We start from the raw sequence: 10,723 nt of genomic DNA on the forward strand, positions 1-10,723 counted from the left end.
GGCCTGTCTTCTTTCTCGCTTGGGCTTCACGCTAACTCCTCGCGGAGTAGTACGTGCCAAGTCCGATACAGCGTGCGTCAGGTCGCTTCGCCGGCAAATCTCTCATTCGCAGGTATTTGATAAACTTCTTGGCGCACATGCGTTTTTATAAAGGTGGTGGAGTGCATTTGTCAATGGCGTAAGCTTTGACAAAATAGGTTTCACCATTCGTTAGAAGACAGATATTGCCTTGAATGATGTTGATGTCCGTCTCATTATTACGAGTGATGGAACCCCGTTCTGTGGTGTAGATTTTCACGCCGGCTTTTTTAAGCCGCGCCAGCACGGAAGGGTGAGGATGAAAATATTCATTGTTGTCGCCAAATGAAATCAAAGCCACCTCCGGTTTGAGCGTATCGAGAAAAATCGGGTTTGTGCTTGTGTTACTGCCGTGATGCGGAATCAGCATTACATCAATATCTCCGATCAACGGAGCAAGCGGTGTTTCAAAATCAATAGTCTGATAGGGCGGATTGCCGCCACCCCCGGGCATGTCCCCGTCGGTAAAATAGCGGAACTGTCCGTATTGGATGACAAGAGCGTGATTTAAATTATTTTCGTCGGCATCAGCATTGGGAGGCGGCGGCAATGTTCCAATCCAGCCATTGCTGGCCTTGATTTGAATGGTTGCGGGACCAAGGGAAACCGTCTCTCCAACATTCCTATTTGTTTTGTTGATCACATCTTCTGCATTGGCAAAACCTTTGCCCAAAATAGTTTTGAGTCCTCCCATATGATCCTCCTGAAGGTGGGAGATGAAAATATGTTCCAGATGGGTGATGCCTAAATCTTCGAGGACCGAAAAAATTGCAGGAGGACCCGTGTCTGGGGGCCCCACATCAATTAATATCGCTTCATTTTCCGGAGAAACAAGGAGAGTGGAATCTCCTTGCCCGACATCAAGCACAATAATCCGCATCCATCCCGGTTTGGTCGATTCCGGCTCAGCCGGTTCGCTTGGATTCGCTTGAATGCTGGCGGGCGAAATATTTTTTGGCATTTCAATCGCGGGACCACATCCAGAGAAGACGAAAGCAATAAGAAGAATCAAAAAATGCATTATAAAGTTGGCATTGCAAACAGAGTGCCAAGGGAAAAAGTTTTGCTGTGCTATTTATAGGGGAAAGAAACGACGAAAACAAAACAGTGCAGGACGAAAACAAATCACCTTCAGTCTTCCTTTCATCCAATTTCTTCAAAATCGCTTGGCATCCTTTTTGCTTTTGCAGGAGACATGAATATTTTGATGATGGGGTTGAGTTTGATGCTGTTAATTTCAGGAAGCACAACTCCAACGGTACAGCAGGTGGTGGAAAAAGCTTTTCATTATGCAAGACTGAACCCCGAAAACGTCCGGGACTGGTCGAAAAAGGCCCGCAAGGCTCCCTATCTGCCGAGATTTCAATTCACTTTCGACAGGCGTCTTAAGAATAACATCAATCTGAATGTGGCCGATCAGGTTTCCGTCAATTCCACCGGTGTGACGGTGGGTCCCCCCGAACAGACCCAGATTCAAAATGCCGACAACGACATGAATTTTGAGGTGAAGGCGGTCTGGTTTCTCGATCAACTACTTTATTCAAAAGATGATTTGGAAATCAGCGCGGAAGCAAGGGAATTGGCGCAGGAAAGGGAGCGCATTCTAAATCAGATTCGTCAAAATTATTTCAAGAGGGAACGTCTTGCGCAAGAGGTCGCTTTGTTGAAGAAAAGCCACGCACCAAATCTGGATCAAAATTTAAAACAAATTGAAATGGCAGACGCAACCGCCGTGCTCGACGGCCTAACCGGCGGCTGGTTTAGTGATCAATTGCGGGGGGGCTTATGAAACGCATCGGGTATTTGACATTACTAATGTGTCTTCACTGTGGCGGTGGATTGGAGCCGTTGGGGTTTGATGCGTTGGTGGACAAACAACCAAAGGTGCTTTCGGTTGCTCCGGTGGATGGGGAAAATGGATATGGTGGTTCCACCGTCGAAGTGCTTTTTTCAAAACCGATCGATTCCAAAACCGTCTCTGCAAAATCTTTTTTGGTAGTGCCTGTTGCGGAAGGCAATGTCGATGTGCAGGCATTGTGGAAACAGGCAGAGGATAATAAATTGACTCCCAGCGAGGGAAATTATGAAGTTTCACCGGATGGGTTGACCGTCCGTTTCCATTCGTCAAAATCTTTTCCGCCAAAAGTCCGCTGTGGCGTGCTGGTCACTCCCAAACTCTTTTCCCAAGACCAACTGCCATTCAATCAAACCCCGGGGTCGGGGCCCAATCCCTTTTTCAGCTCTTTTTATGCAGAGGGGATTGCTTCCGAGAGCGAAACGGTTGTTGATGATAAATCCTCCTCCTCAACTTCTCCGCCAGTCCCGACCCCGGCCTTGCCTAAATCAATCTATTTGAAGCTCAATGAAATTTTTTACGATGCCGTTGGAGTGGATACAGAGGGGGATCTTTTTATCGAACTCAAGGGAGAACCGGAACATGATATTTCCGGCTATCAGATAAACATGGTGAGGGGGAGTGATGGCAAGATCATGGGCACGATCAAAATTCCCGCCGGGATGGAAACGAACAGCGAGGGACTTTTTGTGATTGCCGATGCGATTACGGGTCAACCCGGAATGACAAAAGTGGTTCCCGTCGATTTTGTAACAAGTCTGGATCCCCAAAACGGTCCCGATTGTATCCAGCTCGTTGATCCTTCCGGAAAGTTGTCGGATGCCGTGGGTTATGGATCCCCGCTTGTTTTGCGCGGAGAAAATAATCTGCTCTGTTACGAAGGTCTGCCGGGTCCCGATGCCCCCAGCGGCAAAAGCATCAGCCGAAGACCTGAAACTTTTGATTCCGACAACAATGCCGAGGATTGGGCAGTAAATAACACCCCCACACCGGGAAGTGTGGAGGTGCAGTGATTGACAAAACATCTATAATTGATATAACATCAAGACTACAAAGAAATCAGGCAAGAAAAATTCTTTCGGAGATCCTCAATCGGCACGGTCTTTCGAAAATATCGTTCACTCGACATTGCTTGGAAGAATTAAAAAAAGATAGCATGATAGCCGTTGATGTTTTTAATGTTTTAAAAGGAGGTCAAATTTTTAAGGGTCCGGAGTTGATCAAAAATACTTATCGATATCGCGTAGAAACTTCTAGGATGCTTGTAGTGATTAGTTTTTCTCTCCCCGATTATGTTCGATGTATAACCGCTTGGAGGAAAAAGAGATGAAATGTTTATTCTGTGAAGGAAAAATGAAAAAAGTGATCAGAGATTTTCGCTACGATGCCAGTGGCTTGAAAAATATTGTTCTTAAAAACATGGAAATTTTTGTATGTGTGAAATGCGCTGAAGAAGAAACAGTTATTCCCAATATGCAACAATTGCATGATTTGATTGCCTTCCATATTGCTTCTCAACCGTTGCGTTTATTGCCCGAAGAAATCCGCTTTTTACGCTCCCACCTCGGTTTTTCCGGCGTTGATTTCGCCCGAGCCATTGATGTAACACCAGAGAGTGTTTCCCGCTGGGAGACTGGAAAAGAAAAAATGTCATTATCTTTGGAACGGTTTTTAAGGACCCTTGTTTTATATCATTGTAAGACGTATAAAGATTATGCGCTCGATTTGACTCATTACGGTAATCTTTCAAAAGCAAAACCAGCAAAAAAAATATTTGTTGCCAAAGGGAAAGACTGGAAAAAAGCCGCATAAAAGTGCCTTAATGCCAGATGCTTACTGCAACACCTGCGAAAAACCCGAGGCTGATGAAACCGTTGATTGTGAAGAAGGCGGTGTTGATGTGCGAGAGGTCCTGTGGTTTGACTAGCGAATGCTCCCAAACAAAAGCGATGCTGATTAGAACGAGGGTGATCCAGTAAATTGTGGAAAGAGGCGCAGACAATCCAAAGAGAATCAGAAAAAGCATGGTCAACACATGACACTGCTTCGCCATGCGAAGCCCTCTTACGATTCCCCATAATGAAACGGCGGAGTGGATTCCTTCTTGGCTGTCAAACTCGGCATCTTGTGTTGAGTAGAAAATATCGAAACCCGCCACCCAAAATAAAACGCCAAGTCCCAACCAAACCGATGTCATATTGATTTGCCCCGTCACGGCAATCCACGCGGCAATCGGCGCGATCCCCAAGCTGATTCCCAGCCAAAAATGGGTGAGCCATGTAAAGCGTTTAGCAAAAGAGTAGCCGAGGAGAATTGCCAGAGCGATGGGGCTTAAACGAAAAGCGAGAGGATTGATGGCATAACAAACTCCAAAAAATCCCAACGCACATAGAAGTGTGAATATCCCCACATATTGTTTCGAAAGCAATCCTTTGGGAATGTGTCGCGTTTGGGTGCGCGGATTTTTGGCGTCGATGTCGGCGTCTACGAGGCGATTGAATGCCATCGCCGCAGAACGGGCTGAAACCATTGCGCCCAAAATGAGGAGAAAAATTCGCGTGCCGGGCCAGCCGTGTGCCGCCACGAGCATCGAAGCCAAAGCAAACGGAAGGGCGAAGATGGAATGCGAAAATTTGATTAGGTTGAGAGTATGGATAAAATGTGTGTAAAAGGAGCCAGCAATATACTGCTGGCACCTTTTGTTGGGCGCCTTCTTTATTGGCTCCATCGTTGCCTCAATTCATTTTCAACTTCCAAATGATCCAGCACTCGCGCAATCACTGTGTCGACGGCTTCTTCGATCGTTTTTGGTTTCGAATAAAAAGAGGGAGTGGCGGGCAGGATCACGGCCCCCGCCAGAGTCAAAAGTTTCATATTTTCAATTTGCACCAGATTGTAAGGCGTTTCACGCGGCACCAAAATCAATTTTTTGCGCTCCTTGAACTGAACATCGGCTGTGCGGGCAATCACATCATCAGAATAACCGTGGGCAATCCGCCCAATCATTCCCATGCTGGCGGGGATCACCACGCAGGCATCCCACGCGTTTGAGCCACTCACAAACGGAACGCTAAAATCACGAATGTCGTAAACTGGTCGATCATAATTTCGGATATCAACGCCCTCGATCTCTGAATCCCAAATCTGCCGGGCATGGTCACTCATCACAATGGCCACCTGATGAGGTGTTTTGACAAGATGGTCGAGCAGGCGTTTCGAATAAATGGCCCCGCTCGCTCCTGAAATACAGACGACGATTTTTTTAGTCAGTGTTGGCATTGGCAAGTATCAGCGAGGAAATACCCCCCGTGAGGTCTTTCGAAACAATAATTTCAAATCCGGCCTGCTCCAAAAGATTTTCATATTCAAAACGCGTGTAGAAACCTTCAACGGAGTTGTAAAGGTAATCGTAAGCGGCTTTATTTCCGGAAATGAGACTGCCCAGAGTTGGAATGATATATTTTCCGTAAGTTCGTGAGAAAATTTTGCTGAAGGAACGAGAGGGTTTGAAAAAATCGATCACGAGGAGAGAGGCTCCCGGTTTCAATACGCGCTGTGCTTCCTTTAAACCTTTCAGCGGATCGGAAAAGTTTCGCATTCCCCACGCACACATTGCCGCATCGAAAAATTGGCCGGGGAAGGGGAGCCCCATACCATTGCCGCAAATAAGATGAATGCGATGATCGAGTACCGGGGAAACTTTTGTGCGACCGGTCATCAGCATGGGCAAAGCAAAATCAACGCAATAGATTTCTCCGTCTCCTTGTTTTGCATATTGCAATGTCAGATCAAGAGTGCCGCTGGCCAGATCCAGAATGCGCAAATTTTTTCCATGCGGCAAAAGTTTTGTGCCCTTTTTGCGCCACCGTTTGTCGGTCCCCATGCTCAAAACACGATTGAGCAGATCATAAGTGCCGCTGATGTTGCTGAAAAGTTCCTTGACGTTCATTCGATTTTTAAATCCTTCCATATTTCATCCACACGTTTTTTGGTTGCTTCATCCATCACCACATCTTCGGGCCATTTCCTGTAATGCGCTTCCTCCGGCCATTTGCTGGTGGCATCAATGCCCATTTTTGAACCGACGAATTGATGAGGGGAGGCGTGATCGAGATGATCAACCGGTCCTTCTACAAATGTGATATCCCGTTTGGCATCGATGTTGTTGGTGAGCCGCCAAGCAACTTCGTAGAGGTCCTGTACGTTCACATTGTGATCAAAAATTACGAGCGTTTTGTTCGTCATCATTTGGCCCGTTCCCCACAAGCTGTGCATAATTTTTTTTGCATGCCCCGGATATTGTTTTTTTATCGAGATCAGAGCCAAGTTGTGAAAACAACCGACTGCGGGAATATGCATGTCAACCACTTCTGGATAAATCATCTGCAGAAGAGGCAGAAAAATCCGCTCGGTGGCTTTTCCCATCCACGCATCTTCCATCGGTGGGCGACCGACAATTGTCGTGAAGTAAATCGGATTTTTGCGATGCGTGATGGCGGTTACATGAAACTTCGGGAAAGGTTCTTGCGGTGTGTAATAACCGGTATGATCTCCAAAAGGCCCTTCAGTTACGAATGTTTCTTTCGGATCGACATATCCTTCAATCACAAAATCAGCATCGGCCGGCACAAACAATTCGTTCGTCTGACATTTTACAAGCTCCACCGATTTTTTTCGGATAAAACCGGCCAAGAACAACTCATCCATTCCGTCGGGCAAAGGAGCAGACGCAGACCATGTGATGGCGGGATCTCCGCCGATCACAATCGATACAGGCATTTTTTCGCCGCGTTCACGATAGCGTTCAAAGTGGCGTCGCCCCGTTTTGTGCATCTGCCAGTGCAGGGCCGTTGTTTGTCCGTCGAAAACTTGAATGCGATAAAGACCCACATTGCGAATTTGTGTGTCGGGATCTTTGGTGAAAACAGTTCCAAAAGTGATGAAAGGGCCGCCGTCTTTCGGCCAACAAGTTAAAACAGGAAGTTTGGTCAGATCGGGTGGGTTCATTACGACCGCCTGGCAATCGCCACTCCCCACTTTTTTGGGCATATAAGAAGCAACTTTGGCCAACTTGGGAATCATTTTGATTTTTTCAAGGAGACTTTGCGGTGGTTGTGTTTTGATGAGCTCGGCCAACTCTTTTGCGAGGTCGTCCAGATTTTCAACACCCAAAGCCCAAGCCATGCGTTTTTCAGAAGCGAATGCATTGATCAAAACGGGGAAAGAAGAACCCTGAACATTTTCGAACAGGAGGGCAGGCGAATTTCCCTTTTTAACAAGACGGTCAGCAATTTCGGTGATTTCAAGTTTGGTGCTGACGGGATAGGTGATGCGCTTGAGTTCCTTGCGCTCTTCCAAAAATTTTACAAAATCCGTGAGGGAGTTAAACGCCATGCCGGGGCTATAGCATTGGCTTTAGCGGTTGGCAACAGGGGGATGGGGCGAATTACCGGTAGATGAGGGGATAATTTTTTGATTGTTCAAGAGATTCCAGCTCCAAATCTATATCTAAGTTCACCCAATGTAGATGATGGTCTTGCAACAGCGCGACATTGTAAATATCAGCAACTCTTGCATTTTCAAACCACGGATATTCTTTAAAAGGCAGAAAATATTCCCTATCGATTACGTAAAGCCAGATTCCATTGGGAGAAATGCCCTGTACTTCAGCTCTTAAAGTGTTTTTTCCATGCGCTTGTGATTTCATTGTTTTTTCCTTCAATTATTTTTTGTATTTCCCTCAGCTGATTTTGAGACAATCCGTAATTTTTTGCAAGGGCCACGATTGGTTCCAGCCAGAACTTTGCCTCGCCGTCATTGCAGGCAACATGAACATGCATTCTTTCTTCTTCCCTTGAGAAAAAGAAAAACCGGTAATCCTTCCATCGAAAAATTGTCGGGCTCATCTGCAACGCATCCTATTCATTTTAATCCGGAAACTCCATCAAAAATTTTTGGATGAAGGGGTCTAGGTCGCCGTCCATGATGGCTTCGACGTTGCCGGATTCCAGATTGGTGCGGTGATCTTTGACGAGGCGGTAGGGTTGCATCACATAGGAACGAATTTGAGAGCCCCATTCGATTTTCTTTTTTGATTTCTCGATGGTGTCTTTTTCTTTTTGGCGTTTCGCCATTTCCAACTCGTAGAGTTTTGCCTTGAGCAATTTCATCGCGGTGGCTCTGTTTTGATGCTGACTTCGCTGACTTTGGCAGGCGACCACAATACCGCTTGGGATGTGGGTTAGACGCACGGCAGATTCGGTTTTGTTGACATGTTGTCCGCCGGCGCCACCGGAACGAAATGTGTCGACTCTTAAATCGTCATCTTTAATAACGATCTCAATATCTTTTTCAACATCGGCCAACACAAAGACCGAAGCAAAAGAAGTGTGGCGTCTTTTGTTAGCATCGAAAGGAGAAATACGCACAAGTCGATGCACCCCAATTTCCGCCTTCAGAAAACCGTATGCGTAATCCCCTTCAACCGTGAGCACCACGCTTCGAAAACCAGCGCCATCTCCCGGAGTAAAATCGACCACCTCATTGCGAAACCCTTTTTTGTCGCACCAACGTCGGTACATGCGAAGCAACATGTCGGCCCAGTCGCAAGATTCCGTGCCTCCAGCACCGGCGTTGATAAACAAAATAGCTCCGGCGCGATCGTGTTCGCCGGAGAGCATGCGCTTAAACTCAAGTCCCGCAATTTCCTGTTCTGTTTGGGATAGTTTCAGAAGTCCTTCTTGTACAAGCTCCTCGTTTTCTTCCCCCTGCATCAAATCCAAAATAGCCCCGGCATCGTCGATGTTTTGTTGAAGCTTCTGCCATTGGTCGATTAAAGTTTTGAGTTCGTTAAACTCTTTGAGGGTAGCCTGAGCCTTCATTTGGTCCTGCCAAAAATTATCGGCCAAGGAAAGTTGTTTGAGTTTATCGGCCTGAGCCCGCTTTTGATCGAGATTAAGATGTTTTTTTAATGACTCGAGCTTATCTTTGCAGGTTTCAAGTCTTTCTTTAAGTTCTTTTGAGGACATATTTGCGGTAAAGCAAATGCCATACAACATAAATAAAGCAAGCAAGAACAAACCAGTCTCCGAGGCGGGTATAAATAGTTTGGCCGGTCAAAAGACTTACTTGGTGCACCAAAACGCTTCGCTCAAAAATGGGGGAGGAAACAACTTGTTTGCCGGTGGAATCGATAATGGTTGTAAGTCCGGTATTGGTTCCCCGCACAACACTGCGTCTGGTCTCAACCGCTCTGAGTTGGGAGAGGGTGGCATGCTCATAAGCCGCTCCAGACAAACCGTACCACGCATCGTTGCTGATATTGATGAACAGATTGGCCCCATTTTTGACCATCGCCCGCGAAATCTCTGGAAAAACATCTTCGAAACAAATTAGCGGTGCGATTTTCCATGTTTCGAGGTTCAGTGGCATAAGAGAAGTGCCCGCTTCAAAATCGCCGACGGCCGCCACCGGTCCTATGAAAGAGAGAATTTTTCCGAGGGGGACATATTCGCCAAACGGTACAAGATGAACTTTATTATATTTCCCCAAAATATTTCCGTATGAATTAACCAGCGCGGCACTGTTAAAATAGCGTTCATTGCCGTTTTTGATGGCGTAAAAGTCGAGCCCCAGCAATGTGAAAGGGATGGGACCGCGGTGGGCCGTAATTCCTAATTCTTCGGGCGGGACGCGTGTGGCATCCAATGGAACAGGCTCAATCCATGACGCTTCGGGCCAGATGATTAAATCAACACTGTTTTGAAGACTTGCCGCCGCTTCTTTAAAAATAGCTCTCTGTTTGGCGATTTTGGTGTCGTCCCATTTTTCTTCCTGCGGGATGTTCGGTTGAATGAGCCCCACATTTAAATGCGTTGCCCTTGCGATTTTTTGTTGTTCGGTGTGGAGGCGATAAAATCCATAGGAAAGAGTTGTCAACAAAAGCAAAGCTGTGACGATAATTTTTGATTGGAGGTTTGCAATTTTTTTCCCGCGCCAATGCAGAAATATCTCCGCCAAAAACGCATTGAACCAAACCACGAGAAACATAATTCCATAAGCGCCTGTGATATCGGCGATTTGGATTAAAGGAAGAAAATCGGCTTGCGTCATTGCCAGATTGGACCATGGATAGCCGCCGACCGGCAGATAATTTCTGCCCCATTCAAAAATCGTCCAAAAAACCGCCAGCCACACCATTTGTTCCCCACCCCATTTTTTTGCAAAAAGACGGGCGAAAAAAAGCGCGAAGGCGGGATGAAGCGAGAGATACAATGAGAGGAGCAAAACTGTGGCGGCGCTGGGGAGAGGCGCAACATGACCGTAATTATTTAGCGCATAAAAAAGCCAATAGGTAGAAAGGAGAAAATAAATGAGAGCCGTGATGTAACCGTAACGAAAAGCTTCCTTGGGCGAAGCGTTATGAATGAGGATAAAAAGAGGAACCAGTCCAACCCAACTTAAAAATCCCAACGGGGGAAGAGGAACGCCAAAAAAAATCGCAGGAAACGAAAGACCAATCAAAAGACCCGATAAAACAGCAAGTCCCCACTTTTTCATAATATCGGGGGGGAACGACTCGCCCAAAAAACCGGGCTCCTTCCCCCCGTACCCCTTTCATTCGCACCGGCAAAGCCGGATGCTCATTTACATGAAGTAAACATAGCTTTTACAAGCTAAGCTCCTTTGAGAACCCGCCGTGCCCAATTAAGGCAACGGGCTCGTCAAGATAACAATCCAGTTACAGAGCAAACGCAAAAACATCTTGCTCAAAAGTGGCCCAGTTTGCCA

At 46.5% G+C, this 10,723-nt stretch carries 12 protein-coding genes; 3 read left to right on the plus strand and 9 right to left on the minus strand.

Features of this window, described 5'->3' with window-relative positions; all coding sequences use genetic code 11:
• Positions 1-145: 145 nt before the first annotated feature.
• Positions 146-1,039: an MBL fold metallo-hydrolase gene (locus tag HY877_04770; GenBank protein MBI5299590.1), complete on the minus strand. Its 894-nt coding sequence runs from the start codon at positions 1,037-1,039 to the stop codon at positions 146-148.
• 234 nt (positions 1,040-1,273) lie between these two features.
• On the opposite strand from HY877_04770, the gene HY877_04775 reads away from it, so the two are divergent.
• From HY877_04775 to HY877_04785, 3 genes are all read left to right on the plus strand, one after another.
• On the plus strand, positions 1,274-1,867 hold the full coding sequence (locus tag HY877_04775) for a hypothetical protein (protein ID MBI5299591.1): 594 nt from the start codon (positions 1,274-1,276) through the stop codon (positions 1,865-1,867).
• On the plus strand, positions 1,864-2,946 hold the full coding sequence (locus HY877_04780) for a hypothetical protein (GenBank protein MBI5299592.1): 1,083 nt from the start codon (positions 1,864-1,866) through the stop codon (positions 2,944-2,946). The genes HY877_04775 and HY877_04780 overlap by 4 nt, the downstream gene beginning before the upstream one ends.
• Positions 2,947-3,286: 340 nt before the next feature.
• The gene (locus tag HY877_04785) at positions 3,287-3,745 is read left to right on the plus strand and encodes a hypothetical protein (GenBank protein MBI5299593.1); all 459 of its coding nucleotides are present in this window, start codon (positions 3,287-3,289) and stop codon (positions 3,743-3,745) included.
• Positions 3,746-3,752: 7 nt separating this feature from the next.
• Here HY877_04785 and HY877_04790 read toward each other — a convergent pair whose 3' ends face one another.
• The 8 genes from HY877_04790 to lnt are packed head-to-tail and all read right to left on the minus strand — an operon-like array spanning position 3,753 to position 10,492.
• Complete coding sequence (locus HY877_04790; protein MBI5299594.1) at positions 3,753-4,661, minus strand: UbiA family prenyltransferase; 909 nt, start codon at positions 4,659-4,661, stop codon at positions 3,753-3,755.
• The gene (locus HY877_04795; GenBank protein ID MBI5299595.1) at positions 4,649-5,212 is read right to left on the minus strand and encodes a UbiX family flavin prenyltransferase; all 564 of its coding nucleotides are present in this window, start codon (positions 5,210-5,212) and stop codon (positions 4,649-4,651) included. Before HY877_04795 ends, HY877_04790 begins: the two co-directional genes overlap by 13 nt.
• Positions 5,196-5,903 carry a ubiquinone/menaquinone biosynthesis methyltransferase gene (locus HY877_04800; protein MBI5299596.1) on the minus strand — a complete coding sequence of 236 codons (708 nt, stop codon included), beginning with the start codon at positions 5,901-5,903 and terminating at the stop codon, positions 5,196-5,198. The genes HY877_04795 and HY877_04800 overlap by 17 nt, the downstream gene beginning before the upstream one ends.
• Positions 5,879-7,327: a menaquinone biosynthesis decarboxylase gene (locus HY877_04805; GenBank protein ID MBI5299597.1), complete on the minus strand. Its 1,449-nt coding sequence runs from the start codon at positions 7,325-7,327 to the stop codon at positions 5,879-5,881. Before HY877_04805 ends, HY877_04800 begins: the two co-directional genes overlap by 25 nt.
• 52 nt (positions 7,328-7,379) lie before the next feature.
• The gene (locus HY877_04810) at positions 7,380-7,640 is read right to left on the minus strand and encodes a DUF2442 domain-containing protein (protein ID MBI5299598.1); all 261 of its coding nucleotides are present in this window, start codon (positions 7,638-7,640) and stop codon (positions 7,380-7,382) included.
• A complete protein-coding gene (locus HY877_04815) occupies positions 7,600-7,839 on the minus strand; it encodes a DUF4160 domain-containing protein (GenBank protein MBI5299599.1) in 240 nt (79 codons plus the stop codon). The genes HY877_04810 and HY877_04815 overlap by 41 nt, the downstream gene beginning before the upstream one ends.
• A gap of 21 nt (positions 7,840-7,860) precedes the next feature.
• Entirely contained in the window at positions 7,861-8,961 is a 1,101-nt protein-coding gene (gene prfB, locus HY877_04820; protein ID MBI5299600.1) for a peptide chain release factor 2, read from the minus strand.
• Positions 8,942-10,492: an apolipoprotein N-acyltransferase gene (gene lnt / locus HY877_04825; protein ID MBI5299601.1), complete on the minus strand. Its 1,551-nt coding sequence runs from the start codon at positions 10,490-10,492 to the stop codon at positions 8,942-8,944. Before lnt ends, prfB begins: the two co-directional genes overlap by 20 nt.
• Positions 10,493-10,723: the final 231 nt, after the last annotated feature.

Source organism: Deltaproteobacteria bacterium (assembly GCA_016213065.1).
In the GTDB taxonomy this organism is placed as follows: Bacteria; UBA10199; UBA10199; order SPLOWO2-01-44-7; family SPLOWO2-01-44-7; genus JACRBV01.